Here is a 25695-nt window from a genome sequence, read left to right as displayed (position 1 = left end):
GGCTGAGCGCTTCTGTGAATCGCTACTATTGTAAGCACCGTCGTTACTGGCGTGCAGCGTTGTCAAGTGGCCCGTTTTGTTCAATACCCAGCTGATAAAAGAGATTAGTCCTACATTTGCTCCGGGGTTTTTCCCGCGTCGTCGTGGCGACGTTTGGCTGGTAGAATCGCCAGTCGATTTTTCTGGAGTTTGCCGTCGTGATCACTTCCCGCCTTCGTACCCTGCGTGACCACATCCGTTGGGCCGTCAGCCGCTTCCATGGGGAGGATCTGTTTTTCGGCCATGGGACCGACAATGCCTGGGACGAAGCGCGTCAACTGGTGTTGGGTGCATTGCACTTGCCGTGGGAAATCGCCGACAGCTACCTCGACTGCAGCCTGGAAGAAGACGAGCTGGTCCACGTGCAGCGGTTGCTCAAGCGCCGCATCGAAGAACGCGTGCCGACCGCTTATCTGCTGGGCGAAGCCTGGTTCTGTGGCATGTCGTTCATTGTCGACGAGCGTGTGCTAATCCCGCGGTCACCGATTGGCGAGCTGATCGAAAACCGTTTCACGCCATGGCTGGGCACCGAGCCGGCAAGGATTCTCGACCTGTGCACCGGTTCCGGCTGCATCGGTATCGCTTGCGCCTACGAGTTCCAGAACGCCGAGGTTGTGCTCGCGGATCTGTCGTTCGAAGCGCTGGAAGTGGCCAATCAGAACATCGAACGTCACGGCGTTGATGAGCGGGTCTACACCGTGCAGGGCGATGGGTTTGATGGTTTGCCGGGCCAGCGTTTCGACCTGATCGTGTCGAACCCACCGTATGTCGATGCCGAAGACTTTGCCGACATGCCGGATGAATACCAGCATGAACCGGAACTGGGCCTGGCCTGCGGTGATGATGGTTTGAACCTGGTGCGGCGGATGCTCGCCGAAGCGGCGGACCATTTGACCGAGAAGGGCTTGCTGATTGTTGAAGTGGGCAATAGCCAGGTTCACGTCGAGGCGTTGTACCCGGAAGTGGACTTCGCCTGGCTGGAGTTCGAGCGTGGCGGGCATGGCGTGTTCATGCTGACGGCCGAACAGTGCCGCGATCATCAGGCCTTGTTCGCTTCCCGCGTCTGACCTCAGACATTGTGGCGAGGGAGCAAGCTCCCTCGCCACAAAAGCGTCGCAGAACGATTTCGGCGGTTACCGGTGCGTTGCAATCCAGATCAACAACCCCGCCTGAAACACTGCAAACGCCACCAGACAGGTAATCGTGAACCGCAGCCCGGCGTCTTCACGCTTGTACTTGCTGACTTTCTCTTCGTGCTTCTTGAGCTTCACCTCCTGCTCGGCCAGGTTCTGTTCGGCCTGCTGGAGCATTTGCGCCGCTTCAAGAATTTCCACGATCTGCAGTTTTTCCGTGTTCCAGTCACTCAACAGATCGCCGACCCGCACGTCTTTGACGCTGCCCTTCAAGTGCTGGGCGTCGGCATAGACCACGTCAAACCCATGCACCCGTAAAAAATGATCGCGGCGCAGGCGCGTGTCTTCGTTCAGTGCGTCCTTGTTGTTCAGGTCGACGCTGTCGACGGTGTAGCCGGGCCAGCGCTTTTTCGCCCAAGTGATGCCCTGAGCGGCCATGAAGCGGCCGATGCCGCGGTTCATCGGCTCGATCTGCAAGCCGCTGTCCGGGCCGAAATGCACGCTTTTTTCGGTGTGATCGACCCACACGTCCAGATGATTCTGTTCCTTGCGCACACGCTGGCCGGGCAGGGTGATGCTCATGCGCATCAGGCTGCGCTGCGTGTCATTGCGTTCGGCATAGCCGAATTCGACAAAGCGCAGGGGGCGGCCACCAGTGTTTCGATCGGTCTTCAACGGCGCTAGACGGAGCATTTTATGGTGTTCGACGTTGACGTCCGCCCATGGCAGCTCAACCGCTGGCGGTGCGTCTTTTTCAGCGGTGTCGTCGGGTGAAGTCTGGGTATCAGTCATAACGGCGCGATCCTGTCCAAGCTCAACGTGTCACCAGTCATTGCGCTGGCGACAAAGTCTTATCGGCCGTTTTTTTCAGGACTGGAGTGCAACCTCGCTCAACTGGAGCGAAGTCCGTCAATAAACCCGAGGATTTTCGCGCCCAATTCGGCCGCCAGTGGCAAATTCGGATCTTTATAGGAGGCCAATTGCCGTTTGACGTCGTTGGGCACGATGCGCAGGACGTGGTTCATGCCTTCGATCAGCGCCAGCTCGGCGTCCGGTTTGGCGGCCTTGAGCAGACGGGCGTCGTTGACGCCGACCTGAATGTCATTACTGCCCTGAATGATCAGCGCCGGCATTTTCAGCTTCGCGAACGCAGCAGCCGGGTCCTGGCGGAACAGGGAAATCAGATAGGGCTGCACACTCGGACGGAAAATCACCTGAAGTGGCGGCGGCACGTTGTCGTCGATTTTGCCGGCCTTGAGGCTGTCGAGCAGTTCATTGCTGCGCAGCATCAGCGCTGGCGGCAGGCGATTGCTCAATTGTTGGCGAATGACCTGATCAACCGGCCGGGCGCTGCCGGACAGGGAAATCACCGCCGTCGCATCGACGCTCGGCGCGGCGAGGCTGGCAATCAATGCACCTTCGCTATGACCGAGAAGAATCAGTTTGCCGAAACGCGGATCGGACTTGAGCTTGCGACCCCAGGCTTCGGCGTCGGAAACATAGGCATCCAGCGTCAGATTGCGCTCATCCGGGGTGGCCGCCAGGCTCGCCGCCACCCCGCGTTTGTCGTAGCGCACACTGGCGATATTGTGTTTGGCCAGCACCCAGGCCATCCGTTTGAGGCTGTCGTTGCGTCCGCCGTCGGGGTTGTTTCCGTCACGATCCGTAGGACCGGAGCCGGAAATAATCAGGACAACCGGCACCGGCGTGTCGGATTTGGGCAACAGCAACGAGCCGAAAAGCTCTCCGGTGCCTGTGTCCAACGAGATCGGCCGTTGCAGGACGGTGGCCTGGGCAAAGCCTGTAAACAAGGTAAGGGTCAAGAGCAAAACTCGCAGCATCATCACGCCATCATCAACAAGATGCCGGTTGGACTCGCAGACACCCATAAGGTTCGAGGATGAACTACTTGGGTAGCCTGCGTATACTGGCGCGCATTATGTATTTGGGTTCGATTTCACGGAGCGTCCTGCATGTCCGGCAATACCTACGGCAAGCTGTTCACTGTCACCACCGCGGGCGAAAGCCATGGTCCGGCGTTGGTCGCCATTGTCGATGGCTGTCCGCCGGGCCTGGAGATCTCCCTTGAGGATCTGCAGCGCGACCTGGATCGCCGCAAGCCCGGCACCAGCCGCCACACCACCCAGCGCCAGGAACCTGACGAAGTCGAAATCCTCTCCGGCGTGTTCGAAGGTCGCACCACCGGTTGCGCCATTGGCCTGTTGATCCGCAACACCGACCAGAAGTCCAAGGACTACTCGGCGATCAAGGACCTGTTCCGCCCGGCCCACGCCGACTACACCTACCACCACAAATACGGCGAGCGCGATTATCGCGGCGGCGGTCGCAGCTCGGCGCGGGAAACTGCGATGCGCGTGGCGGCCGGGGCGATTGCCAAGAAATACCTGGCGTCCCAAGGCATCGTCATTCGCGGCTACATGAGCCAGCTCGGCCCGATTGAAATTCCGTTCAAGACCTGGGACTCGGTCGAAGAAAACGCCTTCTTCAGCCCCGACCCGGACAAAGTGCCGGAGCTGGAAGCGTATATGGATCAGCTGCGCCGCGACCAGGATTCGGTCGGCGCGAAGATCACTGTGGTCGCCGAAGGCGTGATGCCGGGCCTTGGCGAGCCGATCTTCGACCGCCTCGACGCCGAGCTGGCCCATGCGCTGATGAGCATCAACGCGGTCAAAGGCGTAGAAATCGGCGCCGGTTTCGCCAGCGTCGCCCAGCGTGGCACCGAGCATCGTGACGAAATGACCCCGCAAGGGTTCCTCAGCAACAACGCGGGCGGCATTCTCGGCGGTATTTCGTCCGGTCAGCCGATCGTTGCGCATCTGGCACTGAAGCCGACATCCAGCATCACCACGCCGGGCCGTTCCATCGACATTCATGGCAACCCGGTGGACGTGATCACCAAGGGCCGTCACGACCCGTGTGTCGGCATCCGTGCCACGCCAATCGCCGAAGCGATGATGGCCATCGTACTGATGGACCATCTGCTGCGTCACCGCGGGCAGAACGCCGACGTGCGCGTGAGCACGCCGGTGCTGGGTCAGCTTTAATGGCTGACCTCACGGCCGCTGCAATCTGATGGTTGCGGCGGCGCTCCCGTACTGGCGGCTCTCCAGTTTCTATCTGTTCTATTTCGCCTTGCTCGGTTCGACAGCGCCGTTTCTGGCGTTGTACTTCGATCACCTGGGTTTCTCCGCCGCGCGCATCGGCGAACTGGTGGCGATCCCGATGCTGATGCGCTGCGTAGCGCCGAACATCTGGGGCTGGCTGGGTGACTACACCGGTCGGCGGCTGGCCATCGTGCGTTTCGGCGGGGTGTGCACATTACTCACCTTCTCACTGATTTTCGTCAGCAAGACCTACGCCTGGCTGGCGATGGTGATGGCGCTGCACGCGTTCTTCTGGCACGCGGTGCTGCCGCAGTTTGAAGTCATCACCCTGGCGCATTTGCAGGGGCAGACTTCGCGCTACAGTCAGATTCGCCTGTGGGGCTCCATCGGTTTCATCATTACCGTGGTCGCGCTGGGCCGTCTGTTCGAATGGCTGAGCCTGGACATCTACCCGGCGGCGCTGGTGCTGATCATGGCCGGCATCGTCCTGAGCAGCCTGTGGGTACCGAACGCTCAGCCGGCACCGGGCAACCGCGTGGCGGGGGAGGGATTTCTCAAGCAACTGCGCAGCCCCGGTGTGCTGGCCTTTTACGGCAGCGTGGCGTTGATGCAGATGAGTCACGGGCCGTATTACACCTTTCTGACCCTTCACCTCGAGCGTCTGGGCTACAGCCGCGGCGTGATCGGCATGCTGTGGGCCGTTGGCGTGGTGGCCGAAGTGTTGATGTTCATGGCCATGAGCAAAATTCTTGCGCGCTTCTCGCTGCGCCGGGTTTTGCTGGCGAGTTTTCTGCTGGCGGCGCTACGTTGGTTGCTGCTCGGTTCGCTGGCCGAGTTTCTCTGGGTGCTGCTGTTTGCCCAGGTCTTGCACGCGGCGACGTTCGGCAGTTTTCATGCCGCCGCCATTTCCTTCGTACAACGCAGTTTCGGTGCGCGCCAGCAAGGGCAGGGCCAAGCGTTATATGCCGCGCTCGCCGGCACGGGCGGCGCCATGGGGGCGCTGTATTCCGGCTACAGCTGGAATGCCCTCGGCGCGGCATGGACCTTTAGTATTGCCAGCCTCGCCGCCGTCGCGGCAGCCGTTATCATTGCCACACGGATGCAAGAGGACAGGCTTTGAGCCGTCCTTGTGAACAGCTTGCCCGGCAAACGAGGCTTTTGAATTTTTGTTCGAGTGCGAGTTGAAGACACGCTCGCTCTTAACCGTTAAGGAGTTGCCCTGATGAGCAGCCTGTCCGTCTATCACGTCTCCAGCCCCGAGATTCCCAACAAGGTGCTGACCCATCTCGAAGACATTCAGTCGACCCTGGCCGAGCACGGCGTGCGTTTCGACCGCTGGCACTCCGCTGCGAAAATCCAGCCCGGTGCGAGTCAGGAAGAAGTGATCGCCGCCTACCAGCAACCCATCGACCAGTTGATGACCGAGCGCGGCTACATCAATGTCGAAGTGCACAGCGTCAACAGCGATCACCCGCAAGTGGAAGAACTGCGCGTGCAATCCCTCGAAGAACATTGCCTTGAAGAGGACGACGTACGGTTTTTCGTTGCCGGCCGTGGCCTGTTTACGCTGCATATCGACGATTACGTCTACGCGGTGCTCTGCGAGAAACACGACCTGATTTCGGTGCCGGCGGGTACCCGGCAATGGTTCGACATGGGCGAGCGCCCGCATTTCGTCACGATTCGCCTGTTCAACCACCCGCAAGGCCGTGTAGCGAATTTCACCGGCGACAAGATTGCCGGGCAGTTTCCGCGTCTTGAGGACTAAGGCGATTCGAAGCGTATGTGAATCTCGCTACCTTCTCAGCACTGCATAAACCTGTGGGAGCGAGCTTGCTCGCGATTGCGTCGGATCAGTCCACATCAATGTGTCTGACAGACCGCTATCGCGAGCAAGCTCGCTCCCACAGTTGTTCAGTGTTTACAGCGAATGATAAGTCGGCAGCGCAAACCGTTGCTGGCTCTGCAACATCGAAATTTGCGGCAGCTCGCTGGCCTGTTCGGCAAGGTCACGGCGAATGGCGCTGATGACCCACGACAGTTGGTCGCCATTGTGCAATTGCTGGTAGGAAATCGAGCGTTTGAACTCTCTGCCTTCACCCCCACGCAGGGTCAGCAGAATTCCACCGTCAGGACGAGGCTGGGTGGCAACTTCGAAGTTGGAGAACAAAGACGAAAATTTTTCTTGGATCAGGCTCATGTCTATCAGCTCCGTTAGCTCTTGAATGGCAAGCATGTACAGAGAGTTGCAGTGATTGTGCCAGTATCCGCCGCTTTATAAATTCCTTTAAAAACATACAGTTAGTTATTTTATGTTTTTTCAGTTCCGTGCAATTTGCATGAAGGGCCATCGTGCATCCTGCATTTTGCAGGTTTCTCGGCGATTGGATGGAACCATTGTCCAGGCAGGTGCTCAGGCATTCGTCCGGTACGGGTGCGGATACAAAACATTTCAAAAACCGCGTGTACAGCTCAAGAACCGTTGACGTATTTTCGGGCTTAATCAACGCCGCCCGACAATAAAAAGATCGAACGGGAGCAGACATGAGCCGCACGCCAAGCGACACGATTACCTGGGGCATGATGCTCCGCAAGCTGCCCTCCATAGCCAAAGCCATTCCGCGTGTTGTGAAGGGGATGAAGGTGGCCAACGTCAAGGATCCGACCCAACCGTGTGGCCTGGGGTGGAGTTTCGAACAAGCCACCTTGCGCAACCCTGATGGCCTGGCCTTGTTGCATGGCGACGTTGCGCTGACTTATGCACAGGTCAATCAGTGGGCCAATCGCATTGCCCACCATCTGATCGAGCAAGGCATCGTCAAGGGCGACGTGGTAGCCGTGTTCATCGAAAATCGCCCGGAATTACTGGTGACGATCCTCGCAGTGGCCAAGGTTGGGGCGATCACGGCGTTGCTCAATACCTCGCAAACCCGTGACACCCTCGTACACAGCATAAACCTGGTGAAACCGGCCGCCATCGTCGTTGGCGAGGAGTTGGTCCCGGCGTTCCTGACCGTGCGCGAGCAAGTGTCGATCGAATCGGCGCGTACCTGGTTTGTCGCCGATCAAGACACCTGGAGTCATCCGGGAATCGCCCCGCAGGGGTTCATCAATCTGATGACCGCCAGCATCGACGCCAACAGTGAAAACCCCGCCAGCAGCCAGCAGGTTTTTTTCGACGACCCTTGTTTCTACATCTACACCTCCGGCACCACGGGGTTGCCCAAGGCCGGGGTGTTCAAGCACGGGCGCTGGATGCGCAGCTCCGCCAGCTTTGGCATGATCGCGCTGGATATGCGCCCCGAAGATGTCGTCTATTGCACCTTGCCGCTGTATCACGCCACTGGTTTATGCGTGTGCTGGGGCTCGGCCGTCAGCGGCGCTTCGGGTTTCGCCATCCGCCGCAAATTCAGCGCCAGCCAGTTCTGGAGCGACGTGCACAAGTACCGGGCGACGACCATCGGTTACGTGGGCGAGTTGTGCCGTTACCTGGTCGATCAACCGCCCAGTGCCGACGACGGCAAACACGGGGTCAGGAAAATGATCGGCAACGGTCTGCGCCCCGGTGCATGGACCGAGTTCAAGACTCGCTTTGCCGTGGATCACATCTGCGAACTGTATGCCGCCAGTGACGGCAATATCGGTTTCACCAACATCCTGAACTTCGACAACACCGTCGGTTTTTCCCTGATGTCGTGGGAGTTGGCGGCGTATGACCACGACACTGGTGCACCGACCCGTGGCACCAACGGCTTCATGCGCAAGGTCGGCAAGGGCGAGCAGGGCTTGTTGCTGGCCAAAATCGACGACAAGGCACCGCTGGACGGCTACACCGATCCGCTGAAAACCGAGAAAGTCGTCCTTCACGACGTGTTCGAGAAAGGCGACCGATACTTCAACACCGGAGATCTGCTACGCAACATCGGTTTCGGGCACGCCCAGTTTGTCGATCGGTTGGGTGACACCTACCGCTGGAAGGGGGAGAACGTCTCAACCACCGAGGTCGAGAACATCCTCCTGCAGTACCCGCCTATTTCCGAAGCAGTGGCTTACGGCGTAGAGATCCGCAACACCAACGGCCGCGCCGGGATGGCCGCGATCACGCCGGCGGAGTCATTGGCAACCCTGGACTTCAGCGAACTGCTGGCTTTTGTCCGCCAGCACATGCCGGCCTACGCGGTGCCGTTGTTTCTGCGGGTGAAAGTGAAAATGGAGACCACCGGGACTTTCAAGTACCAGAAGACCCGGCTCAAGGACGAAGCGTTCGACCCGGCCAGAACCGGAGATGACCCGATCTACGCCTGGCTGCCCGGCACCGATACTTACACGCAGGTCACCGAGCAGGTGTTATCGGATATTCAGGCCGGCAAGCATCGTTATTGAACGTGGCTATAGGCTCGCATCAGAAAAAAGAAGTGACAGTGTCGGGGCTGCTCGGGAAACTGTCGGCTTTTACGAATGACACAATGGAGTGCCCAATGTCCGACGAGAGCCGCCAGATGACCCCCGAAGAAGCTGCCGAGTTTGCCGAACAGGTATTCAACAAGGCGCGCGAGGGCGATGCGGCCATGATGGCTGCGCTGCTGAGCAAGGGCCTGCCGCCGAACCTGCGCAACCACAAGGGCGATACCTTGCTGATGCTGGCCGCGTATCACGGTCATGTCGATACCGTGAAAGTCCTGCTCGAACACAAGGCCGACCCGGAAATCCGCAACGACAATGGCCAGAGCCCGATTGCCGGCGCCGCGTTCAAGGGTGACCTGGCGGTGATCAAGGCGTTGGTTGAAGGCGGCGCGCAGGTGGAAGGCTCGTCGTTCGACGGCCGTACGGCGTTGATGATGGCCGCGATGTTCAACCGCGTTGAAGTCGTCGATTACCTGATCAGCAAAGGTGCTGACCCGAAAGCCAAGGACGCCAATGGCATTACCGCGCTCGATGCTGCGAAGACATTGGGCGCTACCGACACCATCGCGCAGCTGGAAAAACTGCTGGGCTGAGGGGCCTGCGAAAGATCGCAACCTTCGACAGCACCCTGTAGGCGCTGACGAAGGCTGCGATCTTTTTCGTTTTTGCGGTTATCCTTCGCGCCTCAAAATTCCCTCGCTACAGGATCTACCCCATGAAAGCCGCACTCGTCGAACTCATCAGCAAAATCAGCTCCGGGTGCATGGGCGATGACGAAATCCAGAAAGTCGCTGACGAAGCGGCCCAGGCCTACGCCGATCCAGAGGGTTTTCTGACAGCCAACCCAGACATCAACTACGACGAAACTTTCCCGATTCCGTTGGGTGAATGGGTCGTCGTCGGCAGCCTGCCGGAAACCGTGCTGTTCCAGGCCGATACCTACGCGGACCTGTTCGCGCAGATCGTCGCCTCGTTTGGTCCTGGGGTCGATTTCAACCTCAAGCCCAAGCAACTGGCCAAGACCGAAGCGCTGACTGCGCTCAATCGCATCCAGGTGCAGATGAGCAGCCTCAACAAGGAAAGCGGCGGTTATACGCTGATGAACTTCAGCCAACTGCTGGACGACGAGTTGCAGGTGGTGCTGGTCTACGGCAATGACCTGCCGCGGGTGCTGGAGCTGTGCGCCGAAGTCGGCATCGCGGCGGCGCCATCCCTCGAAGCGCTGAAAGTGGCCATCCACGTCTGAGGCCACAACGCTGTCAATAAAAGGGAACCCTGGCCATGGCCGGCTATCCTAAGGGGGCATACCACTCTTCAGGAGCGTCACCATGGGTTCCACCTTTAACAGCCTGGTAGGCCTGATCATTCTTGCCCTGGATATCTGGGCCATCATCAATGTGCTGAAAAGCGGCTCCGAGACCGGGATGAAAGTCCTCTGGGTGCTATTGATCCTGTTGCTACCGGTTTTGGGCCTGATCATCTGGGCGATTGCCGGGCCGCGAGGGAATGTCAGAATCTGACCGGGCTCTCGAGCCCGACGCGTTTCCCCTGCGGGAGCGAGCAGGCTCGCTCCCGCATTTTGAACGGCAACTGATCCATTGGAACGATTAGCCAGCTATCCAGGTCGAGATAGTTGTAAGCCCATTGCAGGTTTGATCGAGGAGACTCCGATGTCCAACTGGAAAGTCACTTTCGTGGATGATCACGGTGAAACCGTCGACGAAATCTTCGAGTGCGAGGAATGCCCGAGCCATGAGCAGGCCGCCAAACTCATCAAGGAACGTGTCCTTCCTGTCGCCGCGAAGCTGGATCTGAACGATTTCGAAGGGCGGACCACTGACGCCAGCGTGAAAAACCTGAAAGCCCAGAACAGCATCCAAATCCTCGGCATCACGCCAATCTGAACATCTCCTGTCACATTCACAACCAGGCCTTGGCAGCAGCTCTATCTTGGGGCTAATCTGCAATCGAGATCAGCGAATGGATCGCTAAGGTCTGGTCTTGTCAGCTCCATGCTTGTTTCCCGTCGGCACATCGGTTGCCGAAACGCTCGCACCCTCGGGGCGCGTGCGTCAGGGAGTACGGAAAGTCTATCCATCAGTTGAGGAGGACGTTTCATGAGCACAGCCCATCAAGAAGACATCAGCAGCAGTGTGCTGCGCCGCATGAAAGAAGGCGGTTTTGATTTTTCACGGTTCCATCCCATCGAGTTCTACGCCATTTTCCCGGACGAGGAGCGGGCACGCAGGGCGGCACGTCAATTTCATCATGGTGAATCGCTGAATGCGCAGATCAGTGTGCGCGACGACGGCGCATGGGCGCTCGAACTGAGCAAAGTGATGTACGCCACTTACGATGACATCGGCGATTTCGAACAGGGTTTCGAAGCGGTGGTCGAGCCATTGGGCGGCATCATTGAGGGCTGGGGTGTCAAGCAGGAGGTACGAGGGCGACTCGCATAACGCTATGAACAGTAACAAGCATCAGCAACGGCTGACCTTTGGGTTGGCCGTTTTTGTTTTTGATTCACAACATTTCAAAAAGGCAAAAAAAAGCCGCCCAAAACGGGCGGCTAAAGGGAAGTTCGGTGAGCTTTTCAGCGAATGCATGGATTATCCCCAACGTTGAGCGGGCAGTGAAATCAACTCTGACTATGCTGGTGATAGGCGACAACAACGCCTTGCAATGAAGCGGGGGCGATCAGGTTGGGGCGTTTGCCGCACAGAATTGGTGCGGTGTGTCCGCGTTGAATATCCAACCGATTGAAATCAAAGCGTTTATGCCGATGGCACGGGCCTTGCGAAGGCCTGCATGTCCGGGTGACAAGGAGTACGGCATGATCCGCACCTATTTTGATGAGATGTACGATGCCGGCGGCCAGGTCCGCCCGCATTATCGGGAGTTTGCCCGTTGGCTGGCCGAAACGCCTGACGAGCTTTTGGCACAACGGCGACGCGAGGCCGATCTGTTATTTCATCGCGCCGGGATTACTTTCACGCTCTACGGTGATGAGCAGGGGACAGAGCGCCTGATTCCCTTCGACACCATTCCCCGCAGCATCCCCGCCAGCGAATGGCGAGTGGTCGAGCGCGGTTGCATCCAGCGGGTCAAGGCGTTGAACATGTTCCTCGCCGACCTCTATCACGAGCAACGCATCATCAAGGCCGGAATCATTCCAGCCGAACAGGTGCTGGCCAACGAGCAATACCAATTGGCGATGCAAGGGCTGGATCTGCACCGCGATATCTATTCGCATATCTCCGGCGTCGACCTGGTGCGCGACGGCGACGGCACGTACTACGTGCTCGAAGACAACCTGCGGACCCCGAGCGGCGTCAGCTACATGCTCGAAGATCGCAAGATGATGATGCGCCTGTTCCCCGAGCTGTTCGCGGCGCAACGCATTGCCCCCATCGACCATTACCCGAACCTGTTGCTCGACACCCTGAAAAGCTCGAGCCCGATCGACAACCCGAGCGTTGTGGTACTGACCCCGGGACGGTTCAACAGTGCGTTCTTCGAACATGCGTTCCTGGCACGGGAAATGGGTGTGGAACTGGTGGAGGGTGCGGATTTGTTCGTGCGTGACGACAAGGTCTACATGCGCACCACCGACGGCCCCAAAGCCGTCGACGTGATCTACCGTCGCCTCGACGATGCGTTCCTCGATCCGCTGGCGTTCAATCCGGATTCGATGCTCGGCGTACCGGGACTGCTGTCGTCCTACCGTTCCGGCAACGTGGTGCTGGCCAATGCCATCGGCACGGGGGTAGCGGATGACAAATCGGTGTATCCGTTCGTCACCGACATGATTCGCTTCTACCTGGATGAAGAGCCGATTCTCAAGAACGTTCCTACCTGGCAGTGCCGTAATCCTTCTGAACTTTCCCACGTGCTGGCCAATCTTCCAGAACTGGTAGTCAAGGAAACCCAAGGCTCCGGCGGTTACGGAATGCTGGTGGGGCCGGCGGCGACGGCGGCGGAAATCGAATCCTTCCGCGCACGCATCATCGCCAAGCCCCACGCCTATATCGCGCAACCGACGCTGTCGCTGTCGACCTGTCCGACGTTTGTCGAAAACGGTATCGCACCGCGGCATATCGATCTGCGTCCGTTTGTGTTGTCAGGCCGTGAGACCCGGGTCGTACCCGGCGGTTTGACCCGGGTCGCCCTGCGCGAAGGCTCCCTGGTGGTGAATTCCTCCCAGGGTGGCGGAACCAAGGACACCTGGGTGGTCGAGGATTGAAGGAAGCCTGTCATGCTAAGTAGAACTGCCTCGGATTTGTATTGGATGTCGCGTTACCTGGAGCGGGCGGAAAACCTCGCACGGATGCTCGACATCAGTTACTCGCTGTCACTGATGCCACAGGATGGCCGTGGCAACGGCTTGCACGAACTGGCCATGCCGCTGTTGATTACCGGCACGCTGGACGACTACCTCGAACGCCACGGCGAATTGCATGCCGAGCGATTACTGCATTTCTTCGCCCTGGACGCGGCCAACCCGGCCAGCATCTACAGTTGTCTCGGCGCGGCGCGGGCCAGTGCTCATGCGGTGCGTGGGCGAATCACCGCCGACATGTGGGAAAACATCAATGCCACCTGGCTGGAAATTCGCGGCATCGCCGAGCAAGGCCTCAGCCGCTATGGCATGAGCCGTTTCTGCGAGTGGATCAAGGAACGTTCCCACCTGTTCCGGGGCGCGTCCTACGGCACCATCATGCGTAACGACGCGTTTCGCTTCATCCGTCTCGGCACGTTCATCGAAAGGGCCGACAACACGTTGCGTCTGCTCGACGCCCGTTACGAAATGGCCGGTGATCAGGCCGAAGCGGTCAGCGACGGTACGGCACACGCCTATTATCAGTGGAGTGCGCTACTGCGGGCTCTCTCTTCCTTCGAGGCCTACACCGAGATTTACCGTGACGCTCCCGGCGCGCGGCATGTAGCGGAGTTGCTGTTGCTGCGGGCAGATGTGCCGCGTTCCCTGCGCGCCTGCACCGAAGAAATCGACCAGATCCTCGCCCAGTTGCCGGGGGCCAATGGACGCCCCGCGCAACGTATGGCGGCGGAAATAGACGCGCGTCTTCGCTACACCGGCATCAACGAAATACTCGACGAAGGCCTGCACGCCTGGCTGACCGAGTTCATCCCGCTGGTGCGCCAGTTGGGCAACGCGATTCACAGTTCCTACCTGGAGGCTGCATGAGACTTTCCATAAGCCACGAGACCACCTATCACTACGAAGATCAGGTGCGGGCGAGCATCCAGTATTTGCGACTGACGCCCCACGACAGCGAGCGTCAGCATGTGCTCAGTTGGCAGCTCGACCTGCCGCGTCCGGTGCGCGCGCAACTCGATCCGTTCGGCAACATCCTGCATGTGTTGACCATGGACGAGCCTCACGAGGCGATCATCATCGGTGCCCGGGGGCAGGTCGATATCGATGAACTGCGCGAAGCCGAGCACGAGAGCCAGTCGGCGCTGCCGTTTTTGCGATTTACCCGTCTGACCGAGGCTGATAAGGCCTTGCGCGCGTTCGCCGAAAAGCAATGCAAGCAACGCCGGGACCGCACGGCGCTGATCGACTTGATGCACGGCCTTAACCAGCACATGACCTACACGCCTGGCGCCACCGAAGTGGACACCAGCGCCGCACAAGCCTTCGCCGGGCGCTCTGGCGTGTGCCAGGACCACACCCACGCATTTCTCGCCTGCACCCGCAGCCTGGGCATTCCGGCGCGTTACGTGTCGGGATATCTGTACAGCGAGAACAGTGAACACCTGGCCAGCCACGCCTGGGCTGAAGCCTGGCTCGATGACGCCTGGTACAGCTTCGACGTGACCAACGAACTGGCGCGCCCCGAACGACACTTGAAACTGGCAGTAGGGCTTGATTACCTCGATGCCTGCCCGGTACGCGGCATGCGTCGGGGCGGCGGGTGTGAGCAGATGCACGCCAAGGTCCTGGTGACCCCGACGCCGGCACCGGTGATTTCCGTGCAGCAGCAGTAGCGCAAACACCGCCGCCCCTGTGGAAGCGAGCAGGCTCGCTTCCACAGGGGAAATGCATCACGGCTTAGTTTTGCGTCCGGCCATGTGTTTCAAATAGCCCACCAACATCCCCAGATCCTCATCCGGCAACACCTCGGCTGAAAACCCCGGCATCTTCGCTTGCGGCCACTGGCGCAAACTTTGCGGATCGCGGATATAGCGCTTGAGGAAGTCCGCGCCAAAATATTCGGTCGGGTTGTATGGAATGTTCAGGTCAGGCCCGAACTGCGCGTCGCCAGCACCGTTCAATCGATGACAGGCCAGGCAGTTCTTCTGAAACAACGCGAAGCCCTTATTGACCGGATCTTCGGCCTTTAACGCGGGGTCCGGCAGCAGGGCCGGGAAGCGCTCGGCCACCGGTGCCATGCGCTTGATGCTGGCGACTTCGAACGGCCATTGTTCCGGGCTGATGTTGCCCGCCCGTGGGTCGGTCCAGACCAGATAAAACGGCCCTGCGCTGTGCTTGCCTGCGGAGAGGGGCGGCCAGGGCCTGGCGGGATCCTCAATCGCCAGCCAGGCGCGAGCCCCTTCGGTGTTCAGCAGAGGTGCAGCCGCCAGTTCTGCGGCAAAGCCGTCAAGCGCCACAGCTTGCAGGTGATCGTCAGGCTTGATGCCGGTCAGCAATGCAGCCAGCGGCACGGCGCGATAGCTCATGTCGCGTTTGTAGGAAACGTCATTGGCAATGGTGATGGTCTGGGCTTGAGGATGCTTGAGCAACTCCTCGGTCTGCCAGGTGCGGCTGTCCGCGCCGAGCTCCAGGTTGAGCTGTGCGGCATACAGAGGCGTGCTGAGCAGCAAGGCCCCGAACAGAAGGAGCGTTTTCAAAGGATCGCCGTCCATGTCGTGGAAGTGCCGCAAAGATTGGCACAGCCACGCTGGCCCGGGTAGCGAGCCAGTCACATTTTTGATGTGGCGATAATCAACTCTGGCGCGTGAGTCAGCCGATCACCTTGGTCAGGTTCGGCACGATCAACAACAATGTGGTGGCGAAGAGAATGAGCCCGGCTTGACGAACTTTCGAGTGTTTGAACATGGCTTGACCGCCTTTTTTGTTATTTCCTGATGCCTGCCTGCATATCTCCATGACGGCAGCGCGATGCACTTCCTGTAGGACGAGCGCCTCGGCAAAACCCGACGACAACTTCGTACACCTTCACCTTAGAGCCCGCGTCACACTTGGTTTAGATCCATTTAGTATGGTGTTCTTAAAAATAGCTATCAAAAAGGCATGAGGCCTATTGCCAGCTTCTTGGGCGGCCTTTTGCTAGACACCTGCGTGTCCTGAACCGGTTCACCGAGCTCTGGATGACCGTCCGTCTGAGCGTGTGCGTCAACGTCACTGAGCGTTGCGGTCATTGAATCCGTGCCAGCACGGAATAAGGTGGGAGCACCTTCAAAAGATCAAAAATCGACAACAACAAGATCGAGGACACCATGACCCAAGCTTTGATTTTCGATGCATTACGCACGCCCCGAGGCAAGGGCAAGGCCGATGGCGCCTTGCACAGCGTCAAACCGGTCAACCTGGTGGCGGGGTTGCTCACGGCGCTGCAACAGCGGACGGCCCTCGATACCCGTCAGGTCGATGACGTGGTGCTGGGCTGCGTGACGCCCATCGGCGATCAAGGCTCCGATATCGCCAAAACCGCCGTTCAAGTCGCCGATTGGGATGTCAGTGTGGCCGGCGTGCAGATCAATCGATTCTGTGCGTCTGGATTGGAAGCGGTGAACCTGGGGGCGATGAAAGTGCGTTCCGGTTTCGAAGATCTGGTGGTCGTTGGCGGCGTCGAGTCGATGTCGCGGGTGCCGATGGGCAGCGACGGCGGGGCCTGGGCGCTGGATCCTGCCACCAATCTGCACAGCCATTTCACTCCGCAAGGCGTGGGCGCCGACCTGATTGCCACCCTCGAAGGCTTCAGTCGCCAGGACGTCGATGCATACGCTCTGCACTCGCAGCAGAAAGCCGCGCGGGCGCGGGCTGATGGTTCGTTCAAAAAATCACTGGTACCGGTACAGGATCAGAACGGCATCATCCTGCTCGATCATGATGAATTCATCCGTGCCGAATCGACCCTCGAAGGCCTGGCCAGGCTCAAGCCGAGTTTCGAGATGATCGGCCAGATGGGCTTCGACGCCACGGCGCTGCGGGTCTACAGCCATGTGGAGCGGATCAACCATGTTCACACCCCGGGCAACAGCTCGGGGATCGTCGACGGCGCAGCCTTGATGTTGATCGGCTCCGAAGCCAAGGGCCGGGCGCTAGGCTTGCAGCCCCGGGCGCGGATCGTCGCCACGGCGGTCACCAGCACCGACCCGACCATCATGCTCACCGGCCCCGCGCCGGCGACACGCAAGGCCTTGGCGAAGGCCGGGTTGCGTGTCGAAGACATTGACCTGTTCGAGGTCAACGAGGCCTTCGCCTCGGTAGTGTTGAAATTCATCAAGGACATGGCCGTCGACCCGGACAAGGTCAACGTCAATGGCGGCTCCATCGCCATGGGCCACCCGCTGGGCGCTACCGGTTGCGCGATTCTCGGCACCTTGCTCGATGAACTGGAAACCCGGCGCTTGCGTTATGGCCTCGCGACCTTGTGTGTCGGCGGCGGCATGGGCATTGCCACCATCATCGAACGCCTCTGAGTCTCGCCTTCAAGGAACCTGTTTATGAGCCAAGCCATTCGTTACGAAAAGGGTCAGGACCGGATCGTTGTCCTGACCATCGACATGCCGGGCCAGAGCGCCAACACCATGAACGCGGTGTATCGCGAAGCCATGGCCGATTGCGTCGCCCGTCTGGTGAGCGACAAGGACAACATCGCCGGCGTGATCATCACGTCCGCCAAGAAAACCTTCTTCGCCGGCGGCGACCTCAATGAACTGATCAAGGTCGGCAAACCCGAAGCCAAAGCCTTTTACGACATGGTGCTGACCCTCAAGGGCCAACTGCGCACCCTGGAAACCCTCGGTAAACCGGTGGTCGCCGCCATTAACGGCGCGGCGCTCGGTGGTGGTTGGGAAATCTGCCTGGCCTGCCATCACCGGGTGGCGCTGGACAATCCGGCGGTGCAACTCGGCCTGCCGGAAGTGACCCTCGGCCTGTTGCCGGGCGGTGGCGGGGTGGTGCGCATGGTGCGCATGCTCGGTCTGGAAAAAGCCCTGCCGTACTTGCTTGAAGGTAAAAAAGTTCGGCCACAACAGGCGTTGCAAGCAGGGCTGATCGATGAGCTGGCCGCGGATCACGATGACATGCTGGCCAAGGCGCGAGCATGGATTGTTGCTAATCCCGGCGCGGTTCAATGTTGGGATGTGAAGGGCTATCAGATCCCCGGTGGCACGCCGTCGAACCCGAAAGTTGCGCAGATGCTGGCGATTGCGCCGTCGATCCTGCGCAGCAAAACCCAGGGCACGATGCCTGCGCCGGAGAAAATCCTCTGTGCGGCGGTTGAAGGCGCGCAAGTGGATTTCGACACTGCGCACCTGATCGAAACCCGCTACTTCACCGAACTGACCACCGGCCAGGTCTCGAAAAACCTGATCGGCACCTTCTGGTTCCAGCTCAATGAAATCAATGCCGGCGGTTCCCGACCTCAGGGTTTCGCGCCTTATGTAACCAGGAAGGTCGGCGTGCTCGGCGCCGGGATGATGGGCGCAGGCATCGCGTTTGTCAGCGCGTCGGCGGGTATCGACGTGGTGCTCAAGGACATCAACCTCGCGGCGGCCGAGAAGGGCAAGGCGCACTCGGCTGCGCTGCTGGACAAGAAAGTAGCGCGCGGGCAGATGAGCGTCGAGCAACGTGAAACCGTGCTGGCGCGCATCCATCCCACTGAAAGCGATGCCGACCTGGCGGGCTGCGACCTGATCATCGAAGCGGTATTTGAAGACCGTGAACTGAAAGCCAAGGTCTCGTTGGCCGCGCAGAACGTCGTCGGCGCGGACGCGGTGATCGCGTCCAATACCTCCACCCTGCCGATCAGTGGCCTCGCCACGGCAGTGCCGGACCAGAGCAAGTTCATCGGTCTGCATTTCTTCAGCCCCGTGGAGAAAATGCCGTTGGTGGAAATCATCAAGGGCGTCAATACCAGCGACGAAACCCTGGCACGCGGCTTCGATTTTGTTCTGCAAATCAAGAAAACCCCGATTGTGGTCAACGACAGTCGTGGTTTCTTCACCTCGCGGGTGTTCGGCACCTTCACCAACGAAGGCATCGCCATGCTAGGCGAAGGCGTCAGCGCGCCGATGATCGAGACCGAGGCGCGCAAGGCCGGCATGCCTGTCGGGCCACTGGCGATCTCTGACGAAGTTTCCCTCAGTCTGATGAGCCACATCCGTCAGCAAACCGCCAAAGACCTTCAAGCAGAAGGGAAACCGCTGATTGAGCACCCGGCGTTCGCCGTGATTGACTTGCTGCTCAACGAATACAAGCGGCCAGGCAAGGCGGCCGGGGGCGGTTTCTACGAGTATCCGGCTGGGGGGCAGAAACATCTGTGGCCCGAACTGAAAACACGCTTTGAAAAAGCCGATGGGCAGATTTCGCCGAAGGACGTACGCGATCGCCTGCTGTTCGTGCAAGCCATCGAAACCGTGCGCTGCGTGGAGGAGGGCGTGCTGACCTCGACGGCGGATGCCAACGTTGGATCGATCTTCGGCATAGGCTTTGCCGCCTGGACCGGCGGCGCGCTGCAGTTTATCAATCAGTACGGGGTCAAGGACTTCGTCGCACGGGCCCAGTACCTCGCCGGGCAGTATGGCGAGCGCTTCGCTCCACCGGCACTGCTGTTGGAAAAGGCTGCCAAAGGGGAGGCGTTCTAAGGGGCAAGTGACGCGCTGGGGGCTTGCCTTGATACCGTGTTTCAAGGCAGGCTCTGAGGTGTGCATTATCCCCATCACGTGTCAGGTATTTTTTATGTCGTTACGCATCTGCATTCTGGAAACCGACAACCTGCGTCCGGAATTGGTCGACCAGTACCAGGGCTACGGGCAGATGTTCAAGCGCCTGTTTTCGCAACAACCGATTGCCGCTGATTTCACCATCTACAACGTGGTGCAGGGGGATTACCCGAGCGATGACCTGGCGTTCGACGCCTACCTGGTGACGGGCAGCAAGGCCGACTCCTTTGGCACGGATCCGTGGATCGAAACCCTCAAAAAGTACTTGCTGAGCCGCTACGAGCGCGGCGACAAACTGTTGGGCGTGTGCTTCGGCCACCAGTTGCTGGCGCTGTTGCTCGGCGGCAAGAGCGAGCGCGCGAGCCAGGGCTGGGGCGTCGGCACGCACAACTACAAACTCGCCGCCAAGGCCCCGTGGATGAGCCCGGTGCGCGAAGAGCTGACCCTGTTGATCAGCCACCAGGACCAGGTCACCTCATTGCCGGAAAACGCCACGGTAATTGCTTCCAGCGATTTCTGCCCGTTTGCCGCGTACCACATCAACGATCAGGTGCTGTGCTTCCAGGGCCATCCGGAATTCATTCACGACTATTCCCGTGCCTTGCTGGAGATCCGTCAGCAAGCGCTGGGCGAGCAGATTTACTCGAAAGGCATCGCCAGTCTGGACAGTGAGCATCACGGCACCACGGTGGCTGAGTGGATGATGCGGTTTGTGGCGCACAAGCCGGAAACTCAATCAGTGTGAGACCCGTGCATTCATTGTGGCGAGGGAGCTTGCTCCCTCGCCACGAAGGACTGTTAAAGCCAGCCCGACTTCTTGAAACTCGCCCACAAACTCACGCAACCCACCGAAATAAACCCCAGCACGGCAAAGTAGCCGTAATGCCAGGTCAGTTCGGGCATGTTCTGGAAGTTCATCCCGTAAATCCCCGCCACCGCCGTCGGGAACGCCAGAATTGCCGCCCACGCGGCAAACTTGCGCTGCACCACACTTTGCCGTGACGCCTCCAGCAACACCCCGACCTCGATGGTCTGACTGGCGATGTCAGCCAGGGTCGTCAGGTCTTCCATTTGCCGAGTCACATGAATCTGCACGTCGCGAAAGTACGGACGCATGTTCTTGTCGATAAACGGGAAGCTCAACTTCTGCAGTTCTTCGCCAATCTCCACCATGGGCGCCGCAAATCGGCGCAAGCGCAACACATCGCGGCGCAGGCTGTGGAGTTTTTGTATGTCGCGCTCGTTCAGCGAACCGCACATCACATTGCGTTCCAGCTCATCAATCTCGTCATGGATCGCTTCGCCCACTGGCTGGTAGTTCTCGATCACGAAATCAAGGATGGCATAGAGGACGAAATCTTCCCCATGCTCCAGCAACAACGGACGCGCTTCACAACGTTGGCGGACATAGGCGTAGGATGCCGAGTGACCATTGCGTGCGGTAATGATGTAGCCATTGCCGGCAAAAATGTGGGTTTCGATGAACTTGAGTTTGCCGTCTTCGCGAATTGGCGAATACGTGACGATGAACAGCGCATCGCCAAAGGTTTCCAGTTTTGGCCGGCTGTGTTTCTCAAGGGCATCTTCGATGGCCAGTTCATGCAGGTTGAACTGTCGTTGCAGATTGAACAGCTCTTCTGCATTCGGCTCTTCAAGGCCGATCCAGACAAAGTGACCAGGCTTTGCTGCCCAGGCCGCGCCTTCATCGAGGGTGATATTGGTAACTTTCTTTCCAGCGCTGTAAACCGCAGCAGCAACAACTCTACCCATGGTCTTGGTTCACTTCTCGGCAGCTTTTATTGGTCGCGTTCTAATACTAAAGAAGGCCGTGGCAGGCAGTGTCCAGCTTAGCCTTGTCTACTGTGTGAGAGTCAGTGAAATCTGCCGAGTTCGCGGGTAAAAATCCACAGGCAAAAGAAAACCCGCACAGGGCGGGTTTTGTTTTAAGCGGCTTGCAGTTGCCGGTCCATTGAATCGATGCATTCGCGCATCTGTTCACGACACTGGGCCATCAGCATCGGCATGTCATCCAGGCTCAAACCCGTCGTTGGAATCGCCGGCAGCGAACGGATCAGAATTTTCCCACTGCGCCAGCGGTTCAATCGCATGTGCTTGACGTAACTGCTGACACACACCGGCACGATCGGCACACCCGCGGCAATGGCCATCTGGAACGCGCCTTTCTTGAACGGCAGCAACTCTTCGCCCAAATTACGGGTGCCTTCCGGGAACACCCAGATCGAGGTGTCTTCGTTTTGCAGGGTGTGGGTGGTGGTCAACATCGACTGGCGTGCCTTCTGCGCATTGCCACGGTCGATCAACACGTTACCGGCCAGCCAGAACAACTGACCGAACAACGGCACCCATTTGAGGCTCTTCTTGCCGATGCACACGGTCCGGCGAGGCACGACGTTGCCGAAGACGAACAGGTCGTAGTTGGACTGGTGGTTGGCGATGATCACGCAGCTGTCGGGTTTCTCCATCAATGGGCCGACATCGGCCTTCACTCGCAAACGCAGAATGCACATCGCCGGCCACGCGTAGAGGCGTGCGCACAGTCGACTGTTGTCCGGATTGAACGGGCGACACAGGCCGAGAATCACACCCAGCACACCCGCCACGATAAAGTGCAGGCCCATCAATGACATACGTAAAACAAACAGCATTTTCAGGCCCCACCGGGACAAAAGGTGGCGCAGTGTACGGATGTGCACTGTTTTCGGCAATTGCCGCTATATAGGTGGAAGATGGCCGATGTTTGAGCACATGTTTCAGAATCTCGGGTAAGACGTGTTCTAGAGCGGTTGTAGGCTTTTTCGTCATCGCCCATACGAAAAGCCCGACACGACGGTCGGGCTTTTCGCTATCGCAGGTTTGGGCTTAACCCAGATGCTCCTGATCCTGGATGATCGCGTTGTCCAGGGCCTCCAGCAAAGCTTTGCGAACTTTCAACTTGGTGTTCTTGTGGGCCGTCATGTTGATCTTCTTCAATTGACGGGCCGCCGCCAGCGCAGCGCCTTGCAATTCGTCAGCCGCAACCACCGCGTCGAGGAAACCGGCCACCACGGCCGTCTGCGGATTGAACATCTCACCGTTGACCACCGAACGCTGCAGCGCCGCTTTGCTCAGGCGGTCGCGAGCAATCTCGATCCCGGCATGGTGCATGGTCATGCCGATCTGCACTTCATTCAGGCCAATGCTGAACGGACCCTCGACACCGATGCGATAGTCGGCCGACAGCAGCAGGAACGCACCCTTGGCCACAGCATGCCCAGGGCACGCCACGATCACCGGGAACGGATGCGACAACAGGCGCCGGGCCAGCGTCGAGCCGGACGTTACCAACGCCACTGCTTCTTTAGGGCCGGTCGTCATCACCTTCAAGTCGTAGCCACCGGACAGAATCCCTGGCTGACCGGTAATGATCACCACCGCACGATCAGTCACCGCCTGATCCAGCGCAGCGTTGAAGGCAGTAATCACGTCTGGAGAGATGGCATTGACCTTGCCATTGCTCAAGGTCAGGGTCGCGATACCGTCTTCGAGATGGTAGGAAATCAACTCACTCATGACGCTATTCCTTTTAATAAAGTAGGGCAGAAGTTACCCACCGCCACCGGCCAGGTAAAGCGCCGTGACTGACCCGCCAGTCACCCTTTACCCGCCCGGCAAGCGTAGCCCGCCACGCCGGCCACGCATTGCCCTCTATATAGAGGAGGGCGCGAAGCCGGAGTTTGGCCGGTTTGCCCTGTCCCTGAACGATCGCAATCAACCAATCGCGTTAACCGCATGAAAATTCTGAAAAAAATGTTTGCCATCAGAAATGCTTTCGACTACATTAGCGCGCCTCGACAGACAGAACATGTTTGAAGAGATACGGTGAAGTGTCCGAGTGGCTTAAGGAGCACGCCTGGAAAGTGTGTATACAGGAAACTGTATCGAGAGTTCGAATCTCTCCTTCACCGCCAAATTCGATGTAAACAAAACCCCTGGTTTCGAAAGAAACCAGGGGTTTTGTTGTTTCAGGTGCCTGAATTTCAGGCGGCAGAAACCAGGCCGCTTCTGAAATTGATGTAGGACGTTGGCTCGGCGTGTGGGAACGCCTGCTGCAAACCCGCACGTTTAGACGTTTTAGGAGGTTTCAGCACTTGATAACCCCGTTCTTGCCGGGGATTCGTTTTGCGCCTTCGATGAGGTACAAAGTGAATCAAAGGGCAACGCACTCTGACAGGCCCATCCATCAGCACGGGTACGCGCACGTTATGCAGGAACTCACCATGAAGCAGGCGGAGCTGGAGAAGATTCATGTGGAGATCGTCAAGCTGATGGCTGAGCAGCGCAAGCTGAACGCTGAAGCTGGCAAGATGACGCGGGAGACGTTCTGGTACCCGGTGGCGGTAGCCACTGGTTTGATTGGCACGGTGGCGACTGTCACGGCGGTGTTGGTCAAGTTTCTCTGATTCGTCGTTTGCTCAAATCCCCTGATCAGAATGAGCGACGCGGCGTAGCGTTTAATGCACTTCATTCTTTGAGCAACAAGGAAATTAAATGATCACCACCACAACCCATTCCATCGAAGGTCGGCAAATCACCGCGTACCTCGACATCGTCAGTGCCGAGTCGGTGCAAGGCGTCAACGTTATCCGCGATATGTTTGCCGGCATGCGGGATATTTTTGGTGGGCGTTCGCAGACGCTGGAGCGGGCGTTGAAGGAGGCGCGAGAGCAGGCCACTGACGAGATCAAGGAGCGGGCGCGGGCACTGCAGGCGGATGCGGTGGTGGGGCTCGATTATGAGATCAGCATGCCGGCCGGGAAGGGCGGGATGGTGGTGGTTTTCGTTACGGGTACGGCGGTCAAGCTTCGGTGATGCGAAAGGGGCCATTCGTCGGGCGTTGGGCTATCTGAACAGCAAGTCCAGTAATGACCGGCTAGTCTCAAAATCCTTGGTGGTCGATATTTTTCAGGCAATAGGGCTTGCCGGTGTCGATCCCGTTTTTGAGAGGGGCGAAGAGATGGCTGATCCGTATATTGAAGACGACGGCGCGGAGTTTCCGATCAACAATTTCGTACAGTGCGGCCAGACGCAGTATGTAGCCAGCTTCGGTGAAGATCAGACCGAGGTCGACAAGATCAAAACCCGGGCTTGCCGAGTGCTGAAGGGAAAATTCCTACCCAAGGTTACGGCACCGGCCAGGAAATAATGGACATTGAACAGACCCCGTCATCGAACGGGGTTTTTTGTCTCTGGAAGATTGTGTGAACGTTTATTTAATGCGGATTTTTTTCACAAAGTTTTCACATGGACCTACGTAGGCTCAACTCATCCGTTAGAAGCAACACCCTGCCCGTTCCCCAGCGGGCTTTTTTTTGCCTGTCATAAAACCTTTTCCAAAAATGCTGTCCAACCGTCGCTAATAACGAGGTTGCGCGCGCGCGTGGCTGGACTTTTTCTCCTCTAAAGCATTCAATCTCGCCCCTTTCGTTTACACCCTATTTTCGAGGTTTTTGTCATGCGTTTCACTCTGCCTGCTCTGGTTCTGGGTCTTCTGGTTGCTCAAGGTGCAATGGCTGGTGACGGCACGGCCGCCATCGGCGGCGGTTTGGGCGGTGCACTGGGTAACGTTGTAGGCCAGAGCATGGGCGGCAGCACCGGCGCGGCTATCGGTGCAGGTGTAGCGGGCGCAGCGGGCAGTGCCGTAGCGGCTAAAAAAGGCCACCGTACCAGCGCAGCCATCGGCGGCGGCGTTGGCGCTGCCGGTGGTTCGGTCATCGGCAACAGCCTGGGCGGCAAGACCGGTTCGACCATCGGCGCAGGCCTGGGTGGCGCGCTGGGCGGCGGCGTAGGCAACAACCTGGCCAAAGGTCACAAGCGTCACTGAGCAAATCTGATCGTCTAAAAAGCCCGGCTTGTGCCGGGCTTTTTGGTTTGTGCGCCAGGCATGGCGCGTTGCGCGCAAGCGCAACTAGCTTGGCTGTGGTGGCCATGCTGGTGACTTGGAGGTGAAAGTCCTCTACACACCCGGCAAGGGGAAGTGTTAGCCAGAGGCAAGG

The 25695-nt window shown here is 58.7% G+C and carries 29 protein-coding genes and 1 tRNA gene; 22 read left to right on the top strand and 8 right to left on the bottom strand.

The genetic code is table 11. The features are described 5' to 3' along the window. Positions 1–197 precede the first annotated feature (197 nt). Positions 198–1106 (top strand): 50S ribosomal protein L3 N(5)-glutamine methyltransferase, encoded by a 909-nt coding sequence (prmB, locus tag BVK86_RS23780; protein ID WP_075948709.1) that lies wholly within the window; start codon positions 198–200, stop codon positions 1104–1106. A 66-nt stretch (positions 1107–1172) separates the two neighbouring features. Here the strand turns inward: prmB and BVK86_RS23775 are convergent, their stop codons facing one another. Both BVK86_RS23775 and BVK86_RS23770 read right to left on the bottom strand, forming a co-directional pair. Next, positions 1173–1964, bottom strand: coding sequence for a hypothetical protein (locus BVK86_RS23775; protein WP_075948708.1), 792 nt, complete (start codon positions 1962–1964; stop codon positions 1173–1175). Positions 1965–2062: 98 nt separating this feature from the next. Continuing rightward, the gene (locus BVK86_RS23770) at positions 2063–3061 is read right to left on the bottom strand and encodes an alpha/beta hydrolase (RefSeq protein WP_075948707.1); all 999 of its coding nucleotides are present in this window, start codon (positions 3059–3061) and stop codon (positions 2063–2065) included. A gap of 84 nt (positions 3062–3145) precedes the next feature. On the opposite strand from BVK86_RS23770, the gene aroC reads away from it, so the two are divergent. The 3 genes from aroC to BVK86_RS23755 all read left to right on the top strand — a co-directional run bounded on the left by aroC (position 3146) and on the right by BVK86_RS23755 (position 6065). Next, positions 3146–4237 (top strand): chorismate synthase, encoded by a 1092-nt coding sequence (aroC, locus tag BVK86_RS23765; RefSeq protein WP_075948706.1) that lies wholly within the window; start codon positions 3146–3148, stop codon positions 4235–4237. A gap of 28 nt (positions 4238–4265) precedes the next feature. Further along, positions 4266–5417, top strand: coding sequence for an MFS transporter (locus tag BVK86_RS23760; protein ID WP_075948705.1), 1152 nt, complete (start codon positions 4266–4268; stop codon positions 5415–5417). Positions 5418–5519: 102 nt separating this feature from the next. Beyond that, on the top strand, positions 5520–6065 hold the full coding sequence (locus BVK86_RS23755) for a 1,2-dihydroxy-3-keto-5-methylthiopentene dioxygenase (RefSeq protein ID WP_075948704.1): 546 nt from the start codon (positions 5520–5522) through the stop codon (positions 6063–6065). A gap of 153 nt (positions 6066–6218) precedes the next feature. Here BVK86_RS23755 and BVK86_RS23750 read toward each other — a convergent pair whose 3' ends face one another. Continuing rightward, a complete protein-coding gene (locus tag BVK86_RS23750) occupies positions 6219–6497 on the bottom strand; it encodes a DUF3509 domain-containing protein (protein WP_075948703.1) in 279 nt (92 codons plus the stop codon). A 344-nt stretch (positions 6498–6841) separates the two neighbouring features. Between BVK86_RS23750 and BVK86_RS23745 the strand changes: the two genes are divergently transcribed. The 10 genes from BVK86_RS23745 (at position 6842) to BVK86_RS23705 (ending at position 14716) form a co-directional block, all read left to right on the top strand. Next, on the top strand, positions 6842–8680 hold the full coding sequence (locus tag BVK86_RS23745; protein ID WP_075948702.1) for a long-chain-acyl-CoA synthetase: 1839 nt from the start codon (positions 6842–6844) through the stop codon (positions 8678–8680). Between the two features lie 95 nt (positions 8681–8775). After that, positions 8776–9294: an ankyrin repeat domain-containing protein gene (locus BVK86_RS23740; protein WP_075948701.1), complete on the top strand. Its 519-nt coding sequence runs from the start codon at positions 8776–8778 to the stop codon at positions 9292–9294. Between the two features lie 122 nt (positions 9295–9416). Continuing rightward, positions 9417–9947 carry a hypothetical protein gene (locus BVK86_RS23735; RefSeq protein WP_075948700.1) on the top strand — a complete coding sequence of 177 codons (531 nt, stop codon included), beginning with the start codon at positions 9417–9419 and terminating at the stop codon, positions 9945–9947. 82 nt (positions 9948–10029) lie between these two features. Next, positions 10030–10221 carry a PLDc N-terminal domain-containing protein gene (locus tag BVK86_RS23730; protein WP_075948699.1) on the top strand — a complete coding sequence of 64 codons (192 nt, stop codon included), beginning with the start codon at positions 10030–10032 and terminating at the stop codon, positions 10219–10221. A 150-nt stretch (positions 10222–10371) separates the two neighbouring features. Beyond that, positions 10372–10605: a hypothetical protein gene (locus tag BVK86_RS23725; protein ID WP_075948698.1), complete on the top strand. Its 234-nt coding sequence runs from the start codon at positions 10372–10374 to the stop codon at positions 10603–10605. Positions 10606–10818: 213 nt separating this feature from the next. Next, the gene (locus tag BVK86_RS23720; protein ID WP_075948697.1) at positions 10819–11163 is read left to right on the top strand and encodes a ribonuclease E inhibitor RraB; all 345 of its coding nucleotides are present in this window, start codon (positions 10819–10821) and stop codon (positions 11161–11163) included. A gap of 4 nt (positions 11164–11167) precedes the next feature. Next, on the top strand, positions 11168–11329 hold the full coding sequence (locus BVK86_RS29865; RefSeq protein WP_157720451.1) for a hypothetical protein: 162 nt from the start codon (positions 11168–11170) through the stop codon (positions 11327–11329). A gap of 208 nt (positions 11330–11537) precedes the next feature. Further along, positions 11538–12947: a circularly permuted type 2 ATP-grasp protein gene (locus BVK86_RS23715; RefSeq protein WP_075948696.1), complete on the top strand. Its 1410-nt coding sequence runs from the start codon at positions 11538–11540 to the stop codon at positions 12945–12947. 12 nt (positions 12948–12959) lie between these two features. Further along, entirely contained in the window at positions 12960–13910 is a 951-nt protein-coding gene (locus tag BVK86_RS23710) for an alpha-E domain-containing protein (RefSeq protein WP_075948695.1), read from the top strand. Beyond that, entirely contained in the window at positions 13907–14716 is an 810-nt protein-coding gene (locus tag BVK86_RS23705) for a transglutaminase family protein (RefSeq protein WP_075948694.1), read from the top strand. The genes BVK86_RS23710 and BVK86_RS23705 overlap by 4 nt, the downstream gene beginning before the upstream one ends. A gap of 57 nt (positions 14717–14773) precedes the next feature. On the opposite strand, the gene BVK86_RS23700 is transcribed toward BVK86_RS23705, so the two are convergent. After that, positions 14774–15595 (bottom strand): c-type cytochrome, encoded by an 822-nt coding sequence (locus tag BVK86_RS23700; protein WP_075948693.1) that lies wholly within the window; start codon positions 15593–15595, stop codon positions 14774–14776. A gap of 97 nt (positions 15596–15692) precedes the next feature. After that, positions 15693–15896 (bottom strand): hypothetical protein, encoded by a 204-nt coding sequence (locus BVK86_RS29575; protein ID WP_139315795.1) that lies wholly within the window; start codon positions 15894–15896, stop codon positions 15693–15695. A 293-nt stretch (positions 15897–16189) separates the two neighbouring features. Here BVK86_RS29575 and BVK86_RS23695 point away from each other — a divergent pair, with 293 nt between their 5' ends. The 3 genes from BVK86_RS23695 to BVK86_RS23685 all read left to right on the top strand — a co-directional run bounded on the left by BVK86_RS23695 (position 16190) and on the right by BVK86_RS23685 (position 20387). Next, on the top strand, positions 16190–17395 hold the full coding sequence (locus BVK86_RS23695; RefSeq protein ID WP_075948692.1) for an acetyl-CoA C-acetyltransferase: 1206 nt from the start codon (positions 16190–16192) through the stop codon (positions 17393–17395). 24 nt (positions 17396–17419) lie between these two features. Beyond that, positions 17420–19564 carry a 3-hydroxyacyl-CoA dehydrogenase NAD-binding domain-containing protein gene (locus BVK86_RS23690; protein WP_075948691.1) on the top strand — a complete coding sequence of 715 codons (2145 nt, stop codon included), beginning with the start codon at positions 17420–17422 and terminating at the stop codon, positions 19562–19564. A gap of 94 nt (positions 19565–19658) precedes the next feature. Next, a complete protein-coding gene (locus BVK86_RS23685; protein WP_075948690.1) occupies positions 19659–20387 on the top strand; it encodes an amidotransferase in 729 nt (242 codons plus the stop codon). Between the two features lie 53 nt (positions 20388–20440). Here the strand turns inward: BVK86_RS23685 and BVK86_RS23680 are convergent, their stop codons facing one another. From BVK86_RS23680 to BVK86_RS23670, 3 genes are all read right to left on the bottom strand, one after another. After that, on the bottom strand, positions 20441–21412 hold the full coding sequence (locus tag BVK86_RS23680; protein WP_075948689.1) for a magnesium and cobalt transport protein CorA: 972 nt from the start codon (positions 21410–21412) through the stop codon (positions 20441–20443). 173 nt (positions 21413–21585) lie between these two features. Then, positions 21586–22308, bottom strand: a complete 723-nt coding sequence (locus BVK86_RS23675) for a lysophospholipid acyltransferase family protein (RefSeq protein ID WP_075948688.1) — start codon at positions 22306–22308, stop codon at positions 21586–21588. A 214-nt stretch (positions 22309–22522) separates the two neighbouring features. Continuing rightward, entirely contained in the window at positions 22523–23212 is a 690-nt protein-coding gene (locus tag BVK86_RS23670; protein ID WP_075948687.1) for a crotonase/enoyl-CoA hydratase family protein, read from the bottom strand. A 308-nt stretch (positions 23213–23520) separates the two neighbouring features. Here BVK86_RS23670 and BVK86_RS23665 point away from each other — a divergent pair. The 5 genes from BVK86_RS23665 to BVK86_RS23645 all read left to right on the top strand — a co-directional run bounded on the left by BVK86_RS23665 (position 23521) and on the right by BVK86_RS23645 (position 25523). Next, positions 23521–23610 (top strand) — tRNA-Ser (locus BVK86_RS23665). 309 nt (positions 23611–23919) lie between these two features. Then, positions 23920–24102, top strand: coding sequence for a hypothetical protein (locus BVK86_RS23660; protein ID WP_083659350.1), 183 nt, complete (start codon positions 23920–23922; stop codon positions 24100–24102). 88 nt (positions 24103–24190) lie between these two features. Next, positions 24191–24511: a YbjQ family protein gene (locus BVK86_RS23655; RefSeq protein ID WP_075948686.1), complete on the top strand. Its 321-nt coding sequence runs from the start codon at positions 24191–24193 to the stop codon at positions 24509–24511. Positions 24512–24656: 145 nt separating this feature from the next. Next, positions 24657–24845, top strand: coding sequence for a hypothetical protein (locus tag BVK86_RS23650; RefSeq protein WP_075948780.1), 189 nt, complete (start codon positions 24657–24659; stop codon positions 24843–24845). 309 nt (positions 24846–25154) lie between these two features. Next, positions 25155–25523: a bacteriocin gene (locus BVK86_RS23645; RefSeq protein WP_075948685.1), complete on the top strand. Its 369-nt coding sequence runs from the start codon at positions 25155–25157 to the stop codon at positions 25521–25523. Positions 25524–25695: the final 172 nt, after the last annotated feature.

This window comes from Pseudomonas reinekei, assembly GCF_001945365.1.
Taxonomy (GTDB): domain Bacteria; phylum Pseudomonadota; class Gammaproteobacteria; order Pseudomonadales; family Pseudomonadaceae; genus Aquipseudomonas; species Aquipseudomonas reinekei.
The sequence above is the reverse complement of the archived record's forward strand: the minus strand, read 5'-3'. Positions and strand labels throughout refer to the sequence as shown.